Consider the following 23,495-nt stretch of genomic DNA (forward strand, 5'->3'; position numbering starts at 1 on the left):
TGACATCATCATGAATTTAACCGATTGTAATATTGCTTTTTTATGATAGGTTAATGAACGAAACGTAGATGGATATTACTCAGACGTCTACATAAGATACTTTTATTCAGAACCAATATTACGGAGATATAATCCATGATTGGCGTAAATGAACTTACTACTTTTTTCGGTTGGTGTACGGTAATAAATCTTGGTGTTTATTTGTTTTCAGCGTTTTTTATTATCGTATTTAGGAGTTTTACGATTACTCTTCACAGTAAAATTGTAGGCGTAGAGGCTTCTGAATTACCAAATATGTATTTTAAGTTTTTGGGTAATTATAAAATAGCCATATTACTGATAAACTTATCACCATATATTGCATTAAAATTAATGGGTTAGTGCAAGGTTCAGCAAAAAAAGTCGACCAAAAGGGGACGCAAAACAGTTGGCAGTGTTTCGTTCCTCAACAATTTAAGCCAACTAAATTTTTCCTATTAACAAGGACGTTAGGTTACAAGGAGGTTTCGTGTTTAAAATTAAACTTGATGATTTATCAGGTAAGGAAATATTTGCCCTTATTCAGGAACACCTTGAAGATATGAAGGCAACATCCCCACCAGAAAGTAAGCATGCCTTCGATCTAGATGGATTAAAAGATTCATCTGTTAAGTTTTGGACTATCTGGGATGGTAAAGAGTTAGCCGGTTGTGGTGCGTTTAAAATATTGGATTCTGAGCACGCAGAGATAAAATCTATGCGAACTTCAAATCAATACCAGAATAAAGGTGTTGCTTCTAAATTACTGGTTCATATTATCGAACAAGCAAAGCTATTTGGTTTAAAAAAGTTAAGCTTAGAAACTGGTTCAATGGACTATTTTATTCCAGCTCATGGTTTATATAAAAAACATGGGTTTTCTTTCTGTGGTCCATTTTCTAATTATATTGCAGATCCTAATAGTAAATTTATGTCCTTGGATTTAGTTGGGTGAAGTTGTAACCTAACAAGCAATCCAGCAGGACAACGAATCCATTTTATTGATAGTCAGCAGGTATTATTTTACACCGCACTGAGTTAAGTGTTTTGTGTAGGCTTTATCAGTTCCGTTTATATGATTAATCAACCAATTGGTTAAAAACTGACTAATTTCTTCTAGCGCTTCATGACCTTTGTCAATGTAGAGATCTTCGAATTTTTCTACTTGTTCAAACATTTTTTTATGTTCTGCTTTATGCTCAACTACATCAGGATAATGATGCTTTAGCATTAACGCTTCTTCACGATCAAAATGATATTTGGTATAAGCGATTAACTCATCTAATGCTTCACGTTCAAAACTTTCACTCATGGCAAAATCGTATGCTGTGATAAATTTATTTAATAAGTCAATCAGGGTTTTATGATCTTGATCTAAACTTTCTATACCAACGCTATATTCCTCTTTCCACACAATTTTTTTTTCTTCTCTACGTGTTCTATCTAGCATAGGAATAAGCAATAACACGGCAATTAACAACCAAGAAACAGGATTGGTGATGCTCGATAAAAAACCAAGGAAAATGGCAACTATGATCAATCCAATAATAGCGGCATACAGTAAGGATTTTTGACGATTATTCATAAAATGTTTCCAAAAAAGTTGTAGAAGCGGTTTAGTAAAAATATAAAAGTACGATGTGTCTATTCTGAATAGTCTATACCGAAAGCATGCTCATTCGTTTAAAAATCCATCATTTATTGACCTCAATCAAGTTGTAAATCACTTCCGTTTAATATTTTTAAAAACTTGATCTGCATCAGGTTTTCAGATTGGTAATTCCCCGATAGTTACGTTTATTTACAGATTAAAAATATTATCAATCAAGATAATTTCAATCTGAAAATTCCTTTTAAACACTAAATTAGAAATTAAACATCTGGAGAAAACCGATGAAAACAATAAAGTATGGCCTTTCAGCGATAAGCTTAGCTATTGGTTTAGCTGCAAGTGGTATCAGTCTGTCGGTTTCAGCAACCGAGCCAACACTCTCTGAAACTGATTTTGATAAAGCAAAGCTACAGTACTTCCAACGTTGTGCAGGTTGCCACGGTACATTACGTAAAGGTGCAACCGGTAAAAACCTAGAACCCGAAAACACAATAAAGAAAGGGCAAAAACGCCTAGAAAAAATTATTGCATACGGTACTGAAGGTGGCATGAATAACTTTGATGATTTGTTCACAAAAGAAGAAATCACCAACATGGCAACCTTTATTCAAATGACACCACCTGTTCCACCAGAAATGTCCTTAGAACAAATGCGCTCACACACAAAACAGTATGTTGATCCAAAAGATTATCCAAGCAAACCTATGCACGGCTTAAATTGGGAAAATTTCTTTGTTGTCATTGAACGGGATGCCGGTAAAGCTGCGATCATCGATGGCGATACTAAAAAAATCGTCAAACACATTGATACCGGTTATGCCGTTCATGTAATTAAAGGTACTGAGCATCATAAAGTGGATCATGCAAAAGACGTTGGCCGCTTTTGGTACACCATAGGTCGTGACGGAAAAGTCAATAAAATAGACTTATGGCAAACGCCTGACAACATGTTAGTAGCTGAAACTAAAATGGCATATGACGCGCGTGATATCGCTGTGTCTGGCGACGGTAAATATGTTATCGCCGGCGGATACTGGCCGGCTCACTTTGTTATTATGGATGCGGTAACATTAAACCCACTTAAAGTAGTTTCAACCCGTGGTTACAACACCAAAGGTGAGTTTATTAACGAAGCTCGTGTTGCGGCAATTTATACTGCGCCCAATACCTCTTCTTTTATTGTTGCCGTGAAAGAAACCGGGCAAATGTTACAAGTTGATTATAACGACTTAGACAACTTAACGATCACCAGTATCGCTTCTGCCGAATTTTTACATGATGGTTTCTTTGATCCAACAGGTCGTTACTTCCAAATTGCAGCCAATGCGTCAAATGCAATGGTGGTGGTTGATACGCAAGATAGAGCACTCGAAAAAATCATTCCTGTAGATTCGCTCCCTCATCCTGGACCTGGTGCTAATTGGGTTGACGAAGAATGTGGTTCAGTTGCGGGCACAACTCATTTAGGAGTTGGTTTAGTATCTGTTTGGGGTAATGACCCTATGGGTAACCCAGATCAAGCGTGGAAACTTTGTTATGAAGTTGAAACAGATGGCGCTGGTGTGTTTATTCGTACTCACGAAAACTCTGACTATGTTTGGGCTGATCAGTTAAAACACCCTGAGCCAGAAATTCAACAATCCGTACAAGTATTCGATAAGAAAACACGTGAGATTGTTAAAACTATTCGTGTTACTGAAGAGGAAGGTAAAGCCGCGCTTCATATGGAGTTTAACAAAGGTGGCACTGAGGTTTGGGTTTCTGTTTGGAACCGCAAAGACGCTAAAAACCCTACTGGTGAAATCGTTGTCTATGATGCAAAAACCCTTAAAGAGAAAGCACGTATTAAAGGTTTAACAACACCAACAGGTAAGTTCAACGTTTATAACCGTATGAACCACAAAACCTAATCAACATTTAAACTATTGATTATGCGAGCATAATGCATTGTAAACATTATGCTCGCGCTTTTTCGCTTTATGCTAAACGAGTTAATTATGGTTAATTTAGAAAACAAACCCAGCTTTTGGTCTCGAAGACTCATTTTAGGGACAACTGTCGCCGGAGCCGTGCTCTTTTTTGTTGTCGGTATTATTTTCTGGGGTGGTTTTAACACCGCGATGGAAGCGACAAATACCACAGAATTTTGTATTGGTTGCCATGAAATGGAAGACAATGTTTATCAAGAATACCAACCCACAATTCACTACTCAAATAGAACAGGCGTAAGAGCCGGTTGTCCTGATTGTCATGTTCCAAGGCCTTGGATCCATAAAGTTGTTCGTAAAATTCAAGCATCTAAAGAAGTCTTTTCTTGGTTAACGGGCAAATTAGACACTAAAGAAAAATTTAATGAACATCGCTTTGAACTAGCACAAAGTGTATGGAAAGCTATGAAAACAACTGATTCACGTGAATGTAGAAACTGTCATAACTTTGAATCAATGAACCCAGAATTCCAAAAACCTCGCGCTCGCAAACAACATTTAAACGCCTTTGAAACTGGGCAAACTTGTATCGATTGCCACAAAGGTATTGCTCATCACAACGTTCGAGACCAGTTAACGGATGAAGCGTTAGAAGCGATTGAAGCACCTAACCCGGAATATATTCGTGAAGTACCTCAATTATATTTAGAAGGTCTAGCGCGTGTTGAGGCCAAAGAGGCAAAAGAAGCAGCAGAATTAAAAGCGGCTAAAGCCGCCGAAAAAGTAAAAATTGAAGAAAAAATAGCGCAAGCAGTGAATGCAGCATTACAAAAAGCAAAAAGCCCTGCCCCCGTAAATCTTATTGCAGATGAGTCGAACAAGCAAAGCAACCCAGACTGGCAAATTAATTGGTCAAAAGCTCAATCAACGGATATCAGTGTTTTTTATCCAGGTACTGCCTCATTAGAGTGGATACTTGGTAGAAAACATGGTGGTAAACGAGCCTTTACTAAAGGTGATAGATGCGTTGAATGTCATGGTGAAGAAATTGCTGATATCGGTGAAAACATCGTGTCGGGGAAAAGTGAAAAAGACTTAGAGCCTAACGTAATACCAGGAAAACGCGGTAGCTTTCCGGTCACAATAGAAGCAAGTCACGACAATGAAAACCTTTACTTAAGATTTAGTTGGAGTGAAACCGAACACGCGCCTGTGCCTTTTGTCGAAGGTGGAAAGATGGATCCTGACAACCCAATGAAACTTGCTTTCATGTTAGCGACTGATGATGTTGAATATGCAGATAGAGCTGGTTGTTGGGCAACTTGCCATGCAGACGCCAACTCAATGCCATATCAACAAACCCAAGAAACCTTACTAGGCTCTGATATTGCGAAACGGTTAAATTTAAACAATGGCGTCACTAAATATTTGAAAGAGTCTCGAAGCAAACTTGAACTTAAAGGTCGTGGTGGCAAAGCATTAGGCGGCTGGGATAAGCTCAAAGACGAAAATGAGATCAAAGCCGCAGAAGATTCTAATCAATACATGGATATCGTGCGCTTTAAATCCGGCAATAATGAAATAGAAGACGGTATGTTGCTAGCCGAGCGAAAAATGCATGGTGGTCAAGGTGCTCAAGTACAAGCAGCACTCAAAGGCGACACTTGGTCTGTCATGATAAAACGTAAACTAATTTCTGTTAAGCCCGGTGATATCAGTATTGAAGCAGGTAAAGTTTATAACTTTGGTTTTGCTATTCACGATGATTACTCATCGGCCCGTTACCATCATGTATCCTTTGGTTATAAACTGGCCTTAGATAATTCAACGGTAGAAATAAACGCAGTAAAGCAGTAAAGCAGTAAACAAGTTAAAAATGGAATGAAGACTTAGTATTGAGGAGTTAACCCGTTTAGTTCTTCAACAGTAGTTGTTTTATTTTTACTTAAATTAATTTTAAAAATCGCCTTCCTAGCGTTGATTTTAAGCTTCATGACCATTCATGAAGCTTTTTTTATTCAAAATCCTTACATTTTGCTAACCACTGAAACAAAACAATACTGTTAAGTCTATGAACACAAACAAAAGAATTATCATTTGCATTATATTTACAATACCCGCCATTAAAAATCAGTAGCACATTCTCGCTAATATTGATTCAGAAGCAGAAGGCGGGCCATGTCAAATTGGCAACAACATCAAGTTGTTTTACAGTATGGTAAAGTCGCAAACGCTTTTAAAAAATTAACATGCTTGCTAAATCACTTGCAACGCGTGGCGATTACCAAAGCAATGGCAATTACCTCATTAAACCGAAAAAATTTCGAAAAGTATACAAGCTAAACCGTATCCATTAAAAGGCTGTGTTTCTGTGTTTCTGTGTTTGGTCAAAATACTATGTTAGCTGACGCGTTGACAAAAATAGTCGTTTTAATGAAACCTAAACAAGCATTGGTTATTTTGCAAAAACTGACAGCCAAAGCGATAATGGTTAATCGCTTTGGTTTTAAAAGACATTTAAAGACGTGAAACACTATGGTTAAAATAAGCGCTCACATATCACAAAACTATCGGTCTTTTTTTATACTATGTTGTCATTGAGCTTTGTGAGCGGCTGCACTGTTTGGTTATTAAAAACGTTCGCCTTGCAAGAGGGAGACTTTGGAACAGAATCTCGATTTTTACAATATCCATCCCTTCAGTTTGATGGCTTAGCTGCTTTTATGATGTTAATGAATTTGGGCGCTATTTTCACTTCACAATTCTTGAAGAATTGGCTTTATCAACGCGGTAAAGTAACGGGATCCACATTAAATGCTGCTTATTATCCACATTTTATATATTCATTTTTGATAATTGGCTAAATACCCTATGTTCGCTGTCCACCACTTTTTTAAAGCTCTTCAAAAAACACTGGTCACTTTATTAGCGCTTGTATGTGTGATGCACTTGCAGGCATCTGAAATAGAAAAAATACAGGTCACACATGCTCGAACTGTGCTTTCTGTCGATGATAATTTAACAACAGATAATACTTTTTTAGAAATAAATGACTATATGGCAGGTCAGCACTCTGTAGCAGGTATTTTAAACCTTGCCCCAGGATTAAGCTTAACTGGCCAAGGGGGATTATTTCAAAGCTACAACATCAGAGGTTTTAGCCGTGCCCGTATCAAAACAGAAGTAAACGGTATTCCAATTATCACTGATCGTCGCGCAGGCAATTCTTTATCATTTTTACCCGCCGCGCTGATTGAGCACATTGACATTAAAAAAGGTCCAAGCTCTACATTATATGGCTCAGGTGCTATGGGGGGCGTCATTAGTTTATCGACATTAAATTTTAATGAATCAAGCCTAAATGTGATGTTTAAACCACAAGACGATACAGTACAAACACTCTTAAAGCTGAGCAATGAGTCCATGTCAGCAACGTTTATGCAACGAAAAGCCAACAATGCTCATGCTCCTAAAACAGCAACCGGTCAAACAAAATTAAATAGCCAACATCAACAATATCATGCCAATTTCGCCAGTCACTTTACTTGGCAAGAAATTGAAATTTCGGCATTAACCATGCTAACTCAAGGTAAAGATATAGGTAAAAGTTCAGCAGAATTCCCACACGATAAAATAACCCTTTACCCGAAAGATCAGCATTGGCTTTCAAGCCTTCAATTTAATAAAAAAGACCGCTGGCGTTTGTCGTTTTTTAATCATCAACAAGCGTGGAAGAATAATATATCAACCTTTGAGAATGAGTTAACAAGCACATTAGAACGACGAAACCTTGTGACATATTCATCGACGACTTTTGGGGGGAATGGCACTATTTTAATAGGCAACACTCTGCTCGGTGGGGAATGGATAAAACGCGATAATATCGATATTTCAGAACGAGAATTTAATCAAGCAAACGAACTTGCTTGGCAAAAAAAAACCATCGACGGTGCAGAACAAACCATAGGAGTTTTTGCTAATCATACGTGGAAACTCAATAATCTATCTTTAAAATCTGGAATTAGATATGATAAACAAACCGTTGAAAATCATCCTTTACTCACTCACGAACAATACAAAGTACAAGATGATTTTGTCTCGCTTTCACTCAATAGTCATTTGCCGATATCAACCACAACACAGCTAAACATCACCTTCGCCAATGCATTTAGGTTTCCAACCATAAGTGAATTATTTTTCTCGGGGGAAACTCCTCGAGGTAATACCCAAGGTAACCCGTTTTTAATACCTGAAAAAAGTGTTGGTTTACAGTTTGACTACCAGCAACAATTAGCGGGAAATTTTCGCTGGTTAATTAGTAGTTATTATTATCAAGTAGATAATTACATTGAGCGTTATCAACGTGACCATAACAAGGTGATTCGTAGCTACCGCAATAACCAAGAAGTTACATTAAAAGGGATAGAGTTAACCGCCGATTGGCAGACTAATCATCAACTTAGCATGATATTTAGTTATCAAAAACAATGGGCAAGGGACTATTTAAAAAGAACAGTTGATGATGCCTTACCTGAAGAATTACAGTGGCAAATGAATTGGTTTCCAGCGGCCGTGAGTCAGCTAAAAATTGAAAATCACCTCAGTTATCAATTTGAAAAAACACAATTTGGCAATTCAGAACAAGCGTTAAGTGCAGAGTGGAAATGGCATGTTAACGTCAATTATCAAATTTCAGCACAACACAAAATTAATATCACCTTTGATAACTTGACCAATAATCAATATTTAACCAGTGCCGATGAAGATGCACCTTTCCACGCAGAAAGGAGTATAGCCCTTTCTTGGCAATGGCAATTTTATTAAAATAAATTATTCAACAAGTTAAATTCAGCAATTTATTGACTAAATAACTGATATTGATGCGGTAAAATTTCAATCGCAATTTTTTCACCTTGAGCAAAAACAAGGTGACTATAGAAACTTAAGTGCTCGAAGCTTAAACGCTTATCGTCGGTTAAACTCGATAATAAATAATGAAAGCCATGTTCAGTGATCCTTACATAATCAATCACCACATTTGCTTGGCCGTTAGGCACTATTTTAATATCTTGAGGCTTCAATAATAACGCGTGTCGACTACCACCATTATTTTGCATTGAGTTAAGATCAATACCGATATTACCTATCGCAGTAATACATTCCCCATTTATTGTAATAACAGGTAACCAACTACCTATTTGCAGAAAATCTGCCACTTGCCAACTACAAGGATGTTGAAATACATCAACCGGGGTTCCTGATTGAAGTACATGTCCTTGATGCATCACCGCAATCTGATCTGCAAAACTGAACACTTCATCTTTATTATGAGTGACAAAAATAGCCGTAATACTTAACTGCTTTAATAAGCTTCTTAATTCAAGCATTAATTCATTACGTAAACGTGCATCAATATTTGAAAAAGGTTCATCGAGCAACAATAACTTAGGTTGTGGAGCTAATGCCCGAGCAATTGCTACTCGTTGTTGCTGACCACCAGAAAGTTGATGTGGAAACCGCCCAGAGAACTCAGTGAGTTTTAACAAAGATAATAACGTATCGATTCTCGTGGTTTGTTCCGCTTTATTGAGATGTTTTAGGCCAAAGGCGATATTTTTATTGACGGTTAAATGAGGGAACAAGGCATAATCTTGGAAAATCATGCCAATATTTCTTTGCTCAGGTTCAATAAGATTATCAGGGGTAATCACCATATCGGGGGCAATGGTTATCGTCCCTTTATTTTGTTCGACAAACCCTGCAAGGGTATTTAATAAAGTCGTTTTACCACAACCACTTGGTCCAACTAAGCCGAGGATATCTCCGGCAGCTAACGTTAAATTAACATCAGTTAAAATTGGTTTCTGTTGCAAGGCAACCGACAAGTGCTGCAACTTTAACAAAACGGTCAAACGTTACTCTCTTTTTGATTTAAATAGACGATTGGAATTAAGCCGAATAATACTATGAGCAACGCCCCTAATGCACCTTGTTCGAGACGTTCATCAGAAATTAATTGATAAATTTGTGTACTTAACGTTTCAAAGTTAAAAGGCCTAAGTAATAACACTGCCGGTAATTCTTTCATCGCTTCAACAAAAACGAGTAACCATGCTACCACGATTGATGATTTCAACAGTGGTAAATGTACTTTAGGTAAACTTTGGCTTAATTTAACACCCAAGCTTGCCGGAGCTAAGTCTAATGAAGCAGGAATTTGCTCTATGCCACTGCTAATCGTGCCATTAGCAATGGCGGCAAAACGCACTACCAAAGCAAAAATAATCGCAAAGATAGAACCCGATAAAATTAATCCCGGCGATTGTAAGCCCACTAACTCAGCGAAGTCATTCAAGCCATGATCAATGGGCCCTAACGTTGCTAACATCGCCATGGCTAACACAGTGCCTGGGATTGCATAACCAAAACCTGAAATCCGCAAAGGATGTTGTCGCCAACGAGAAAAGTGTAACCGTTTAAATAACGCTAATATTAACGCAAATATCGTTGCGATACTCGCGACATAAAATGCAACTTGTAAGCTATTAAACCCCGATGAAAGTAACGTATTAAATTGTGCTACGGTTGCGTAATCTAAAGCCATCACAATCAACAACAAAAAAGGTAAAATGAAACCGGCAACCACTAAAGTCCAACAAAAACTTAAGGCAAAGCATTGTTCAATAAGAGAGAGTTTTTTTTCTTTTATTTGATTATTTAAACGATTAGATTGATGGCGCTGCCCAGCTCGTGCTCTTTGTTCGGCAACCACGGTAAATAATATCAATAACATTAAAATACTAGCGATTGCATTGGCGGTAGACAAATCGCCGTACTCTAACCAAGTGTCATATATCGCCGTTGTTAACGTGTTAACGGCAAAATATTGAACCGTAGCAAAGTCAGCTAAAGTCTCCATTAATACTAAGCTTGCAGACACCGCAATTGCGGGTCTTGCTAATGGTAACGATACTCTAAGAAAACTTTGAGTTAAGCCAAAACCTAAACTTCTACTTGCTCGGATCAGTTGTTGATTTTGGCATTCAAAGGAGGTTCTCACCAACATATAAACATAAGGAAATAGCACTAGCGCGATCATCATAGATGCACCAAATAAACTCCTAATGTCAAAAAACCAATAATCTCCGGGCGAATGCCACTCAAAACTTGCTCGAAGAAAACGTTGTACCGGCCCTGCGTAATCAAATAAATCCGTGTATAAATAAGCCACTAAGTAAGCTGGCATGGCTAAAGGTAGCATCAGCAACCAACGTAAATACTTTTTTCCATAAACATTTGTTTGACTAATAATCGCAGCGGCAGGTACACCAAAACAAAGGGATAAAGCCACCACTAAAATGGCAAGGAGTAAAGTATTGGTAAGGTAAGTTGGTAAAACGGTCTGCCAAAGGTGGCTAAATAAATCGCTTGATGAACCGATTCCAGAATATAGCATCACAAGCACCGGTGTCATTAACACCAGTGCTAAAATCCAACTCAAAAACTTCCATGTATTATTTTTATTTCCCACGCTCACTGATTAATAAATCCTGAGCCAGCAATGTTAACCGAATTACAGATCAAATTGTGCTTTATCCAATAGTTTAATCGCTGCTTTTCGGTGTTGCGCGATAGTCTCTAACGATAATTCGTCGGCTTTAAATTGTCCCCAAGAACTCACTAGTGCTGAGACTGCAACACCTTCACGAACAGGATATTCCATATTCGTTTCTGCGTACATCTGTTGTGCTTGTTCAGACACCAAGAACTCCATTAATGCTAATGCATTTTTCGCATTGGGTGCATGTTTTGCCATGGCGACACCAGAAATATTAACATGTGCGCCGCGATTGGCTTGATTCGGAAAATTAATATTTACTGCATCAGCCCATACTTTTTGTTTTTCATCATTTAACATATTGCCAAAGTAATAGCTGTTACCTAATGATAAATCACATAAATTTTGATGAATTGCTTGTACCTGTCCGCGATCACTACCTTGTGGTTTTCTCGCTAAATTTTTCTTTAGATTTTCTAACCAAGTTAAGGTTTTCTCTTCACCATGTGCAGCGATCATTGACGAGACCAATGCGACATTATATGGATGCTTACCACTGCGAGTACAAACTCGACCTTTATATTTAGGGTCCGCTAAGTCTTCATAACTAAGATCTACTTGGCCAAGTCGCTTAGAGGAATAAATATTACGTACCCGCATCGTTAAGCCATACCAAGTATTGTCTTTTGATTGAAACTTTTCAGGGACTGCTTTTTCCAGTGTTTCAGAGTCAACCGCTTGCAATAAGTCTTTATCATGCAACTCAACTAACCGACTGATATCAGTAGTCAATAAAATGTCTGCAGGGCTATGTTGGCCTTCACGAGCTAAACGTTCTGCCATGCCTTTTTTTGCAAAAACCACATTCACTTTAACGCCTGTTTTTTCTGTGAAGACGTTAAATAATGGTTCTACTAAAAACGGTTGACGATAAGAATAAACATTTACTTCCGCTGCTTGAGTTAGAACGCTAGGGATAATCAAACAAACAAATAAAACCTTGCTGAACAATGATTTTTTCAACATACCAGCTCCAATTAAGATAAGTGATAAAATATATAGCTAAACGCGATAAAATTGCCAGCAAGACTAATGAAGAAGCAAGAAACTGTCAAGGTTTTTGAGAATTATTCTCATTTAAGTTTTATCACTACAACTTAATCCCAGCTAAGCCTATTACTAACAACCAAAAAGCAAAGAATAGTTTTAATCGGGTAGCAGAAAGGTAAGTCACTAATGTTTTTGCAAAAATCCCACCTAATAAAGCTCCAGGCCCGGCAAATATCACCACTTGCCAATAAACTTGATAAGACACTAAAGTATGTTGTCCTATTCCTGCCCATACTAATAAAGCAGAAACAATCACCGCTGCTGCAACCGCCATACTAATATCGAATCGACGAAGTATTAAATATACCGCCAATAATTCGCCTATTCCGACCGAAAGCCAAGCGGTAATTGCGCCGCCAAATAAGCCAATTAAAATGATAGTTATATAATCAAGGACATATAATTGACTACGTTCGCGTGGAGATTTAACAAAAAAAACCGTGATAACGATGAAAAAACCAAGAATTAACGAGAATAAACTAAAACTCTGGTGTAACGTTGAGGGTGCTTGAATATGCGTGCCGTACACAAACCAGAGTCCAATAATGCCACTGATAGCGCAAACAGAAATAATCCGTTTAAATCCTTGCCATAACCTTAATTCAGTTTTTTCAGCGCGATAATGATACCACCAAGTAATTGCGCCGCCTGTCATGCCAAAGCATTGAATGGCAAAGCTTGTTGCAATCGCTTGTTGTTCACTAAAATTTAACTCATTAAACGCAGGTATAAAAACCACACCGCCACCAGCGCCTGTTGAACTTGCAAAAATAGCCCCTAAGACCCCCAAAAAACTAAACAATGCATATTCAAGCGTTTGTAAAAATGGCACCGGAGAAAGCGCGATCAAAAGAGCCCAGCCTAAAACAAAAACTGAAATAAACTTCCAACTTGTTAATCGAATTGGGTTTTGATTAGCTAGTTGTAATGTCGATTGCTCATTCATGTTGCTGTTTTATTTATCTCTTGAGCTTTATCTTGAATATATTGGCTGGCTTGTGCATTTAAAAAGCGTGCTGATATGTAATTCTTTCCGTTACTATGCTGAATAATCCAGCCTTTATCAGTCGCGGTCATTTTACTAATATCTTGCCAATCATAACTATCATCTACATAGAATGAATGACTATTTATCCCTTTGGCATCAATAGTTAAAGTAACTTCACTTTTGGAAGCTTTACCGAGCATTTGTCGGGTTACCCACCATGGTTTTTGATAATAAACGCTTAACGCTTCAATAATACCTATGCCAAATAAAAACCAAGCAACATAAGGATTAATCGGTGTGAAGATGACTAACAAGCCACCAAACACAGAGAAAAAAATCGCTTTAAAATAAGCTTGCCACGTCTGGTCAACATCCACAGACTGTTCAAAACACTCGGTAAAATAACTTTTATCAAGAATAAAAGTGGTTGAATAAGTAAATTCACTGATCATTTTTACGTTTAAAAAGCCGTATTATCATTAACTAATGCATTATTCTAACGGCTAATAGGCAGAGATAACACTAGTATTCATTTGTTCAATCATTATATTTTGTTTTAAGGTATCAAGTTATTGTTTAATCGGCCTTACCTTTTTCTGAAATCTTACTCACGGGGTGATTCGCCAGCTTTTGTAAAACCCCATCTAAAGTACTTTTTGCTGAGGTAGTTAAGCCCCCTTTTGCGGATTGTTCTCGGATCAGATCTTCAATTTTGTCGAATAATTGGTCGGCATTTTTTTGTAAGTTTTCATCACTCTCCCGACCAGAGATTGTTCTCTCTTCACTCTTGTTAGCATCATCAGGCGTATAATCATGTTGAGAAAACAAATTAAGCCACAGATCTGTTTTCCCCCCAAACGTCATTAATTTTTTAAAATAACTTTGCTCATCAGGGTTATTTTTTATGATATCAATCAAAGCGCAACCAAAAGAAATGGGGCTTAAGAAAAGGTCCCTTAATGCATCAAACGCTAATTTGACTTGGAAAATTACTAGTTTTTTAAAGATTGACCAGCGACTAGCAGGTTTATCCGTCATTGTTCATACTCAACAAAATCATCAGCCAAATAGCATAAACGTTAATCTTTAAAGGGTAAACAGGGTCATGAAAATGATTGTTATGGAAGTGCTAATTTCAGCATGAAGTGATTCAACGAAAGAATAGTTATATATTCCATTGAAATGATTCAATAAAAATGCGCTTTAATGAATAATCATTAAAGCGCATGGACATGAAACAAAGAAGTAAGTTTTGCTTTGCACTTATAAGTGTAGGCAAAAATTAGCCAATTGCTATTGTTGAACAAGCTTTTTTTATAACTTTTTTTAATAAACTGTTAGGGCATTGATTTCATGAACGTTTGATATTTGTCTCGACCATAAACAACCCAGTGTGGAGATGCATCGCCAGTGCCTTGTGCTTGAATACTAGGAAACTCTTTTATAACACTATCTAAGGTAAATTTTTGTTTAGGTTCAATATCAACGAACAATACATGCATGCCATTAGTCAATAAACGTTTAAAACGCCTAAAATTGATATTATCAGTTTGAATCCCGATAAACCCTCCTTCCCAGGTACAAAACCCAATAATAATAATCGAAAGAAAAACAAAGGGTAACCAACCGCTTGGGCTATTAAACCAATTCATAAAATAGGCAAAAAGCAAGGTAATAATGGCTAAAACACAACCGACCATTGCGCCAATTTTTGTTGAATGAATTACATCTTTTTTTAATACTGATTCAACTTCGTGAAGCTGTAACATAGCAACTTCAGCGTCTTGTTCGCTTAAAATATGAATTTGAGAATCTAACATGCCTTGGCTAATTAACGCTTGCTCAACTTGCGCTAAATCTTCTAACCTATCCGTAATATAATAATGTCTTAACATAAGCTACTCCTTTATCGGTAACTTCCAGCTAACGTTCGGACCTTTCTAGGTTGATTTTTCCCCTAAAAACTTACGCTTCTTCTTCAAGTAATAGCAGATAACGGTAAGTATAGTCCTAAAATAATCTAGATGTTTTATTAGCGATAAAAAACAAAATCAAGCGGTTATTTTTGTGAAATATCCATGCGCATTTCGACTAAATATTCTTTAAAGCCGACTTTTTGATAAGCACGGATCGCAGAAGCATTTTCTGTATAAACATCTAAATGCATCATAGTCACTCCTTGTTCTAAACTCCATTGTGTTAATGCGTCGATAACCCGATGGTTCAATCCTTTACCTCGGTATTCTTCTTGAACAAACATAAAACCTAAATAGCTATAAAAGTTATAATTGGCATACTTTTTTGCTTGTTTTATTCGTGCATAACCACAAGCAATAATTGCTTGATTCAATTCAACCACCACTATTTGAGTATCGTTAGCGACAATCAATGATTCCAGATCATAGTATTCAATAGGATCTACTTGTAAAGTTTCGTCATATGGACGCTCAGCTTTAATGACACCTTGCTCAAAAACCCTCAAAGCTTCAATATCTTGTATAGTCGCAGCTCGAATTTTCATATATTCACATTCGCTAACCCGTTGTTATTTCAATCATCACATGAGATGTTCAATCTTTCAATGATATTCATTGTAAGTTTACTCGCTCACATAACCGTTTCACTAAGACACACAAAAAGTCATCGAATAATGATGAAAATTTACTCACAATAATTCAGTAAATCACCGTGAACCTTCATGCTTTGATAAATGTTCCTCACAATCATATTTTCTTTGAAGAAAGATGAATTCCCCTGTAGCCTAAGAAGCGAATACTGATGCAATATAGATAAGTGCATTAGTTGTTTAGAAAAGTTGTAACGTATAAATATGAGGTTAAGTTGATAATGACTCCCCCCCCTGCCATGGTAAGTATTCACGAAGAAAGTTTTGGTCAACTCTCTAATGGCACTTCAGCATCACTCTATACGTTAACGACTCCGCAAGGCATGCAAGTTAAAATCACTAACTTTGGTGGCATTATTGTCTCGATTCTTACATTAGATAAAACGCAACGATTAGCCGATGTTGTTTTAGGCTACGACCGTGTTAGTGATTATGAGGCTGATAGTTATTATTTAGGTGCCGTTATCGGTCGATATGCGGGAAGAATCGATAAAGGACAATTTGAACTTAATGGGCATTTATATCAACTTGCACTCAATGCCCCAGATAGCCAATTACATGGTGGCAAAAAAGCTTTAAATAAACAATTATGGCATGCATGCACGGCACAAGAAGAAAATAAAAGTAGCATTATACTGTCCTATTCTAGCCCTGATGGCGAAGAAGGGTTTCCAGGAGAAGTCAACTTTACCGTTAAATATCATTTGACGGTAGACAACGAATTAATCGTTGAATATTTTGCGGAAACCAACAAAACCACAATAATTAATTTAACTCAGCATAGTTACTTCAATTTGGCCGGTCACGACTCGGGGAATATTCACCAACATAAAGTATCGATTAACGCTGATTACTTCCTTCCCATGTCAGAAAAAGCCTATCCTACTGGCGAAATCAAATCAGTCACCAATACCGCCCACGACTTTTCTAAAGCAAAATTTTTAGCGAAAGAGATTGATAATAATGACGATGACCAAATTCGTATCGGGCTTGGTTTTGATAATTACTGGCTATTAAATGAAAACGCCATAGCCATGAATGAATATGCTGCGCAAGCCATTGACGAAAACTCAGGAAGACGGTTAACTATTTTTACCGATCAACCCAGTATGATTTTATATACGGCAAATTATATTGATGGCAGTCATTACGGGAAAAACAATGTGCAATATCAACGCAGAGCTGCACTTTGTTTAGAGCCTCAACGAGCAAATAATAAAGAAAAAGGGGTAAATATAGAAAATTGTTTATTAACGCCTGAACAGCCATTTTATAGCCAAACTCGTTATGTGTTTGATTTAGCCTAGAATTAAATTGAAATGAACACAAAACACGCCGACTAAAAAACAAAAAAGAAGTGAACTGCACTTCTTTTTTGTTTTAGGTTTATCACAAACGCTTACTTGTTTTAAAAGATTAAACGTCTAATAATCTTTTAATATCTTCGGTGATATTAGCGATATTGTTCACATCAACGGGGGCAATAAAGATAGTATCATCACCTGCTAACGTCCCTAAAATGCCAGCGGATTCACCCATACTATCAAGCATTCTAGAAATTAAAGGCGCGCCACCAATTCCTGTTTTAACAATAATTTGCGTATTATTATGTTTAACACTCACCACTACCGATTGAATTGCTTGGCGTGATTTAGGAATTGCCAATTCATCCGGTAAAATATAAACAACCTGATCATTAGCATTTCGCATTTTAACCGCACCGAGTTTTGATAATAAGCGCGAAATTTTAGCTTGAGAAATATTCGTAAATCCTTGGTCATCTAGCGCTTGTGCTAATTGACTTTGCGATCCATAACATTGCTCATGTAATAAAGCTTTAAAAGCGAGTTGAAGCTCAGCTTCATTTTTCTTACGTATAGATGTCATTGTCTTTTTTAATATAAATCCCTGATATTGATATATTAGCCATTTTCCCTGATTAATCCTACTTTTTATTCACTCACATAATACATTAAAACACTAACTCATTGATTGCTAAGAGTAACAATTAATAACCAATTATTTTTGATGAATATTTATACGAATTTATTTTGTTATTTATAGTATTATTTCGTTTATAAATAATAACTTTTCAATGGTATAGAAAACAGCATGCGTAATAAAAATTTAAAACGATATATTTTAGCGCTTTTACTAACCACTTTTATTGGATGTCAGTCTGCTGAAAATCTTTCAATTCAAACGAATAGCCAAAACCAAGTCAATCAAATATACAAACATGATTTAAAAGAGCGATTAACTATTCGCACGGATCATCTAATCGATGGCATAGTCCCAGTAAATAGCCACGAAAAACGCGCTTACCAATACCCAGAAAGCTACATTATCGAAGGAAAAACTTATTCTAAAAAAGTTGCCTTAACCTTTGATGATGGTCCTTCAAAATATACTCTCCAAATACTTAACAAGCTTAATGAATATAACATTAAAGCGACATTTTTCATGACAGGCAATGCTATCAAGTCGTTTCCTAATTTAGTTAAACAACTTCATGATGAAGGGCATTTAATCGCGAACCATTCTTGGGATCATTCCAATGCTAACGAATATCAAGTTCCTGAAAATTACTGGCAAGAGCAAATTTTACCTACCAATAATCTCATTAAACATATCACAGGTGTCACTCCTTCTTTATTTCGTCCACCTTTTGGTAGCACTACAGAAAAAATAGTTAATAAACTCATCACACAAAAGATGAAAACGGTTATTTGGTCTATAGACACTCAAGACTGGAATGACAATATTAATACTGAAAAAAATATTGCTGCGCTTGCCATTAAATACGCTCACCCAGAAGCCATTATATTAATGCATGACGGTGGCGGAAATCGACAAAGCACAGTGGATGCTTTAGATGAAATCATTCAACATTATCGACAACTTGATTATCAATTTGTGACGGTTGAAAAGCTTATCTCTTCACATTAAAATTTGGCTAGCGCTATAGTTTTCACCTTAGCTAATTCAAAATTTCTTTATATAGTCAAAGCACCAGTTTTCGTTGTTCAGCGATGCCCATTGAAAGTATAAAAGGCGCTTGCTTTTGTTGCTCAACAAAGTCTTTTTTAGATGATAAACCTAACCACTTATGTTCAATTAAACATTGTGCTACGGCTCCCCCTAACGTAGCACCTGGACCTAAAATAATTAATTTATCTGGCGCATATTCCTTAATCGCGACTTCTAGCGCTTTGCTGAAATTATAAGGTTCGGTTACTTGTGTGGTTAATGTGTATTGGTGTAATTTATTGAGATCGGTAGAGTACGGTTGCCAAATATTCCCTAAACCATCAATTAACGGTATATCAGGTGTAGAAAACAAGGAAACCGGAAGTTGCTTTAATGCTTGTTCAGAAACACTCGACAACAAAGGCGTGTGAAAAGCAGCATGATTAAAAAGGTTCATTGGATAGCGCTCATCAATGATAGGCAAACGATTTTCTAAAGCTTTTAAGCCCTGTTTATTGCCGCCAAAAACCACATATCCGCCTAAATAAATTGAGACATAAACTTCACAACCTGCTTGTTGATTCACTTCAACCAAACATTGCATCACTTGTGCTTCGCGTGATTTATCTTTTAGCCAATGTTCATCGATAATAGGATATATCAATTGACCGCCAATTAAGCCATTGCTCATCATTGAGCCCATGGTATTAATTAACTCGATAGCTGAATCGTGATTTAATGCGCCAGCTACCGCCAATGCAATATACCAACCCATTGAATTACCCGTTACGGCAACAACATCATAAAGCTCAGGATTAATGGCTTGATGATCATTATATGCACACGCGTAAATTAGGGCAGAAGCATTCTCACCGGCGGTATGCGTACGCATGCTATAGTTTTCCATTGCATCGAGTTCGCTAATAGCAAGCTGACCTTTCAACTGGCGATATTGATCAATATTCTCAATAAAAGTGAGTTTGTCGCCATGATAATTTTTTAAATAGCCAAGCTCTTCTTTATTATAGGTACCACGCCCAGGACAAATCACCACAGCGCGTTGCTTTTTACTTGTCATTTTCATTTTCCTACGCTTTTGCTTTAGCATGGGCCTTAGTGCTTGTTAAACACATTTCACTGGCAATTTTAACAATATCCTCTTTACTCGGCAGCACATGATAAGCCGCACTTCCAAGAGGAATAAAACTATCTTGAGCACAAAGTCGTTGTACCGCATGCGCATCATTAGTTGATTTTTCACAGAGTAACGCCAGAATCGCTTCGCTAATTGAACCGGTTTTTCGACACTCATCCACGATTAACACCTTTTTACAAGCTTGCGCTTGGGCAATAATGCCTCGTTCATCTAGAGGAGCTAACCAACGTAAATCAACGACTCGACATTCAATCCCCTTCTTCACAAGCTCTTTTTCCGCTTGACGCGATAAGTAATAACCATTTCCATAGGTTAAAATACATAAATCCGTGCCATCGCCATGCACTGCAACAGCCAAGTCATTTTCCTCACTAGCATTATTCTCTTTCGAGATGTTAGTCGCTAAATCATGCGTGGCCGCGTCAACACTTTGCTGAGCAGGGGCTGGGTATTCAAATGTCCATAATCCATCACCTTCTTGATGTAAATCTTTCGTCATGTATAAAGCAATAGGCTCTAAAAACACCACCACACGTTGCTGCTCTTTTGCTAATTTCACCGACGTTCGTAACAATTTGACCGCATCGGCTCCGTTAGAAGGACAAGCGATAATTAGCCCAGGAATATCACGAAAGACGGCAAACGAATTATCATTATGAAAATGACCACCGAAACCTCTTTGATAAGCAAGCCCAGCAATACGGATCACCATAGGATTGGTATATTGTCCTTTAGAGAAAAACGATAAGGTTGCCGCTTCTCCGCGAATTTGGTCTTCAGCATTATGTACATACGCTAAAAATTGAATTTCAGGAATTGGCACAAAACCATTATGAGCAAGTCCAATAGCGCCACCCAAAATAGATTGTTCATCAAGTAAAGTGTTCATCACTCGATTTTTACCAAAACGTTCTACGAGTTTAGTTGTAACATTATAAACGCCACCTTTCTTTGCAATATCTTCTCCTAACAAGACAACATTTTCATGTTGAGCCATTAAATCGAGTAACGTCCAATTGATCAATTTAGCGAGATGTTGTGGCTTAGTCAGGTTATGTTTTTCGTGTTGAAAAAGCGCTTGTCGTTTTGTTTCGCTCACCAAATTAGGTAGGCTTTCTATGCTGGGCGGCACAATACTTTCCATCACTTCATTTGCATTTTGTAATCGCGGCTTTTTGACGACTTCTTCAGCAATTTTTTCTATGCGTTCGGCCATGTTTTCATAAAGATCAATAATCTCATCCACGGTTAAAATATGATTATCCAGTAAAATTTTAGCGCTATGGAGCAAAGGATCATTTTGTTCATTCGCTTCTATCGTTGCTTGTTTACGATACACAAACTCAGCATCTGAGCCGGCATGTCCTAATAAACGAATTAATTTCACATGAAGAAAAACCGGTTGTTGTTTTTCACGGGCCAAATTTGCAGCTTGCTGGCTGACACGATAGGTGTCTAAAAGGTTTAAACCATCACAAGTTAAATAAGTTAGCCCTGCTTTATTTTTATAGTTGGCTTCAATCCAACCATGGGGCGTTGAAGTGGAAATACCAATGCCATTATCTTCACAAACAAAAACAATCGGCATAGGAATCGATTGAAAGGCTGCCCAAGCGGCACTATTGATGGCCCCTTGCGCGGTTGAATGATTTGAGGATGCATCACCGAAACTACAAATAATTACACTATCATTTGGCATTTCACCTTGATGTCCTAATCGCTTTGCCAAACCAATCGAAAAGGCTGCTCCCATAGCTTTAGGTAAGTGAGAAGCGATAGTGCTGGTTTGAGGGGGGATCGATAACGCTTTACTGCCTAACACTTTATGCCGACCACCCGAAATAGGGTCATCTTTTGCCGCAGCAAATGAAAGTAACATATCGTAGATAGCCGTTTGGCCATCCACTTGTTTACTACGTTGCAAGGTAAACGCGCCACTTCGATAATGTAAAAATGCCATATCGTTAGCACGAAAAGCTTTAGCAATAGCAGAATTGCCTTCATGACCAGAGCTACCGATGGTATAAAAACTTTGCCCTTGCTTTTGCATGACTCTTGAATGTAAATCTAAATGACGACTGGTTACTTGTGTTTCAAACAAATCCACTAATGCACTCGGTGTCAAACCAACCTCTTTGGGGGTCAGTTGGCAGCTGAGTGATGGTAAATTTAATTGTTTAACGAAGTGAATAAAGTTTTCTTTTAAACACTGATTGCGATCCGACATTGCTAGTTACCTTCTTGAACTCAAATCATCAGCAATAACAATATTTTTATAGATTTCGTTATTGCTGAACTTAGAAATTATTAAGTTTTAAAAAAAGGCTTGAATGCCTGTTTGGGCACGCCCTAAAATAAGAGCATGAACATCATGTGTACCTTCATAAGTGTTAACCGCTTCTAAATTCATCATATGACGGATCACATGAAATTCATCAGCAATACCATTGCCACCATGCATGTCTCTGGCGGTGCGAGCAATTTCTAGGGCTTTGCCACAAGAATTACGTTTAATTAATGAAATCGATTCCGTGGCTAATGTGCCAGAATCCATTAAACGGCCTACCTGCAAACAGGCTAATAAACCAGTAGTGATTTCAGTTTGCATATCAGCAAGTTTCTTTTGAATCAGTTGCGTTGCGGCTAAAGGCTTACCAAATTGCTCACGGTCTAAGGTGTATTGTCTTGCGGCATGCCAACAAAACTCGGCAGCCCCTAAAGCTCCCCAACCAATGCCGTAACGGGCTTTATTTAAACAACCAAAAGGACCTGACAAGCCTTTAACATGTGGTAATAAATTTTCTTCAGGTACGAATACATTATCCATCACTACTTCACCGGTAATTGATGCTCGTAATGAAAATTTCCCCTCAATTTTTGGCGCTGATAACCCTGACATGCCCTTTTCTAAAATAAAACCTTTGATCACTCCGTCAAGTTTCGCCCAAATAATAAAGACATCGGCAATAGGTGAGTTAGTGATCCACATTTTATTACCGGTAAGTCGATAACCACCTTCAACTTTTTCCGCTCGGGTTGATAAACTCGCCGGATCTGATCCCGAATTAGGCTCCGTTAAACCAAAGCAGCCAATTAATTCGCCAGTAGCAAGTTTAGGTAGGTACTTCATTTTTTGTTCTTCTGTCCCGTAGGCATGAATAGGATGCATCACTAAAGAAGACTGGACACTCATGGCACTTCGGTATCCGCTGTCAACGCGTTCAACTTCACGCGCAATTAAACCGTAGGTGACATAATTAACGTCTGCACAACCGTATTTTTCTTCAATGGTACAACCTAACAAACCTAGCGCGCCTAATTCTTTCATAATCTCAGGATCAAAGGTTTCATTTCGATTCGCTAATAAAACACGTGGCTGTAGCTTTTCTTGACAATATTGGTGAGCGCTATCGCGGATCATTCTTTCTTCTTCTGAAAGTAAAGAGTCAATTAACAGTGGATCTTGCCAGTTGAAATGAGGTTTTGAAGTTGACATTAGGCTTCCTATTTAGATTAGAAAATTAATTGT

Annotated in this window: 21 protein-coding genes and 1 pseudogene; 9 read left to right on the forward strand and 13 right to left on the reverse strand. The window is 37.5% G+C overall.

What is annotated here, in order from left to right:
- Positions 1-135 precede the first annotated feature (135 nt).
- Both RM573_RS17470 and RM573_RS04820 read left to right on the forward strand, forming a co-directional pair.
- Positions 136-381 (forward strand): DUF6868 family protein, encoded by a 246-nt coding sequence (locus RM573_RS17470; protein WP_349254879.1) that lies wholly within the window; start codon positions 136-138, stop codon positions 379-381.
- A gap of 127 nt (positions 382-508) precedes the next feature.
- Positions 509-973, forward strand: a complete 465-nt coding sequence (locus tag RM573_RS04820; protein WP_311578062.1) for a GNAT family N-acetyltransferase — start codon at positions 509-511, stop codon at positions 971-973.
- Between the two features lie 63 nt (positions 974-1,036).
- Here the strand turns inward: RM573_RS04820 and RM573_RS04825 are convergent, their stop codons facing one another.
- Positions 1,037-1,603, reverse strand: coding sequence for a bacteriohemerythrin (locus tag RM573_RS04825; protein ID WP_311578065.1), 567 nt, complete (start codon positions 1,601-1,603; stop codon positions 1,037-1,039).
- Positions 1,604-1,911: 308 nt separating this feature from the next.
- On the opposite strand from RM573_RS04825, the gene RM573_RS04830 reads away from it, so the two are divergent.
- The 5 genes and pseudogenes from RM573_RS04830 (at position 1,912) to RM573_RS04850 (ending at position 8,382) form a co-directional block, all read left to right on the forward strand.
- The gene (locus RM573_RS04830) at positions 1,912-3,540 is read left to right on the forward strand and encodes a cytochrome D1 domain-containing protein (RefSeq protein ID WP_311578068.1); all 1,629 of its coding nucleotides are present in this window, start codon (positions 1,912-1,914) and stop codon (positions 3,538-3,540) included.
- An 87-nt stretch (positions 3,541-3,627) separates the two neighbouring features.
- A pseudogene (locus RM573_RS04835) lies at positions 3,628-4,176 on the forward strand (NapC/NirT family cytochrome c); the annotation flags it as partial.
- Positions 4,177-4,239: 63 nt separating this feature from the next.
- Positions 4,240-5,415 (forward strand): ethylbenzene dehydrogenase-related protein, encoded by a 1,176-nt coding sequence (locus RM573_RS04840; protein WP_349254881.1) that lies wholly within the window; start codon positions 4,240-4,242, stop codon positions 5,413-5,415.
- 321 nt (positions 5,416-5,736) lie between these two features.
- Entirely contained in the window at positions 5,737-5,901 is a 165-nt protein-coding gene (locus tag RM573_RS04845; protein WP_311578071.1) for a hypothetical protein, read from the forward strand.
- A gap of 606 nt (positions 5,902-6,507) precedes the next feature.
- Positions 6,508-8,382: a TonB-dependent receptor gene (locus RM573_RS04850; protein ID WP_311578073.1), complete on the forward strand. Its 1,875-nt coding sequence runs from the start codon at positions 6,508-6,510 to the stop codon at positions 8,380-8,382.
- Positions 8,383-8,414: 32 nt separating this feature from the next.
- On the opposite strand, the gene RM573_RS04855 is transcribed toward RM573_RS04850, so the two are convergent.
- The 8 genes from RM573_RS04855 to RM573_RS04890 form a co-directional block, all read right to left on the reverse strand.
- Positions 8,415-9,470: an ABC transporter ATP-binding protein gene (locus RM573_RS04855; protein ID WP_311578076.1), complete on the reverse strand. Its 1,056-nt coding sequence runs from the start codon at positions 9,468-9,470 to the stop codon at positions 8,415-8,417.
- Entirely contained in the window at positions 9,467-11,059 is a 1,593-nt protein-coding gene (locus tag RM573_RS04860) for an ABC transporter permease (protein WP_311578079.1), read from the reverse strand. Before RM573_RS04860 ends, RM573_RS04855 begins: the two co-directional genes overlap by 4 nt.
- A 72-nt stretch (positions 11,060-11,131) precedes the next feature.
- A complete protein-coding gene (locus RM573_RS04865; RefSeq protein ID WP_432280209.1) occupies positions 11,132-12,142 on the reverse strand; it encodes a Fe(3+) ABC transporter substrate-binding protein in 1,011 nt (336 codons plus the stop codon).
- Between the two features lie 124 nt (positions 12,143-12,266).
- Entirely contained in the window at positions 12,267-13,172 is a 906-nt protein-coding gene (locus tag RM573_RS04870) for a sulfite exporter TauE/SafE family protein (protein WP_311578081.1), read from the reverse strand.
- The gene (locus RM573_RS04875) at positions 13,169-13,666 is read right to left on the reverse strand and encodes a YcxB family protein (protein ID WP_311578083.1); all 498 of its coding nucleotides are present in this window, start codon (positions 13,664-13,666) and stop codon (positions 13,169-13,171) included. The genes RM573_RS04870 and RM573_RS04875 overlap by 4 nt, the downstream gene beginning before the upstream one ends.
- A gap of 124 nt (positions 13,667-13,790) precedes the next feature.
- Entirely contained in the window at positions 13,791-14,252 is a 462-nt protein-coding gene (locus RM573_RS04880; protein WP_311578085.1) for a hypothetical protein, read from the reverse strand.
- A 299-nt stretch (positions 14,253-14,551) separates the two neighbouring features.
- Entirely contained in the window at positions 14,552-15,109 is a 558-nt protein-coding gene (locus RM573_RS04885) for an NAD/FAD-utilizing enzyme (protein ID WP_311578087.1), read from the reverse strand.
- 164 nt (positions 15,110-15,273) lie between these two features.
- Positions 15,274-15,735 carry a GNAT family N-acetyltransferase gene (locus RM573_RS04890; RefSeq protein WP_311578090.1) on the reverse strand — a complete coding sequence of 154 codons (462 nt, stop codon included), beginning with the start codon at positions 15,733-15,735 and terminating at the stop codon, positions 15,274-15,276.
- 326 nt (positions 15,736-16,061) lie between these two features.
- Between RM573_RS04890 and RM573_RS04895 the strand changes: the two genes are divergently transcribed.
- Positions 16,062-17,147, forward strand: coding sequence for an aldose epimerase family protein (locus RM573_RS04895; RefSeq protein WP_311578092.1), 1,086 nt, complete (start codon positions 16,062-16,064; stop codon positions 17,145-17,147).
- Between the two features lie 109 nt (positions 17,148-17,256).
- Here RM573_RS04895 and argR read toward each other — a convergent pair whose 3' ends face one another.
- The gene (gene argR, locus RM573_RS04900; protein ID WP_311578094.1) at positions 17,257-17,727 is read right to left on the reverse strand and encodes a transcriptional regulator ArgR; all 471 of its coding nucleotides are present in this window, start codon (positions 17,725-17,727) and stop codon (positions 17,257-17,259) included.
- A gap of 225 nt (positions 17,728-17,952) precedes the next feature.
- Between argR and RM573_RS04905 the strand changes: the two genes are divergently transcribed.
- The gene (locus tag RM573_RS04905; protein ID WP_311578096.1) at positions 17,953-18,789 is read left to right on the forward strand and encodes a polysaccharide deacetylase family protein; all 837 of its coding nucleotides are present in this window, start codon (positions 17,953-17,955) and stop codon (positions 18,787-18,789) included.
- A 55-nt stretch (positions 18,790-18,844) separates the two neighbouring features.
- On the opposite strand, the gene RM573_RS04910 is transcribed toward RM573_RS04905, so the two are convergent.
- The 3 genes from RM573_RS04910 to RM573_RS04920 form a co-directional block, all read right to left on the reverse strand.
- Positions 18,845-19,888, reverse strand: a complete 1,044-nt coding sequence (locus RM573_RS04910; protein WP_311578099.1) for an ACP S-malonyltransferase — start codon at positions 19,886-19,888, stop codon at positions 18,845-18,847.
- Positions 19,889-19,898: 10 nt separating this feature from the next.
- On the reverse strand, positions 19,899-22,193 hold the full coding sequence (locus RM573_RS04915; protein WP_311578101.1) for a dehydrogenase E1 component subunit alpha/beta: 2,295 nt from the start codon (positions 22,191-22,193) through the stop codon (positions 19,899-19,901).
- An 87-nt stretch (positions 22,194-22,280) separates the two neighbouring features.
- A complete protein-coding gene (locus RM573_RS04920) occupies positions 22,281-23,462 on the reverse strand; it encodes an acyl-CoA dehydrogenase (protein ID WP_311578103.1) in 1,182 nt (393 codons plus the stop codon).
- Positions 23,463-23,495 lie beyond the last annotated feature (33 nt).

The organism is Thalassotalea castellviae (genome assembly GCF_031846185.1).
In the GTDB taxonomy this organism is placed as follows: Bacteria; Pseudomonadota; Gammaproteobacteria; order Enterobacterales; family Alteromonadaceae; genus Thalassotalea_H; species Thalassotalea_H castellviae.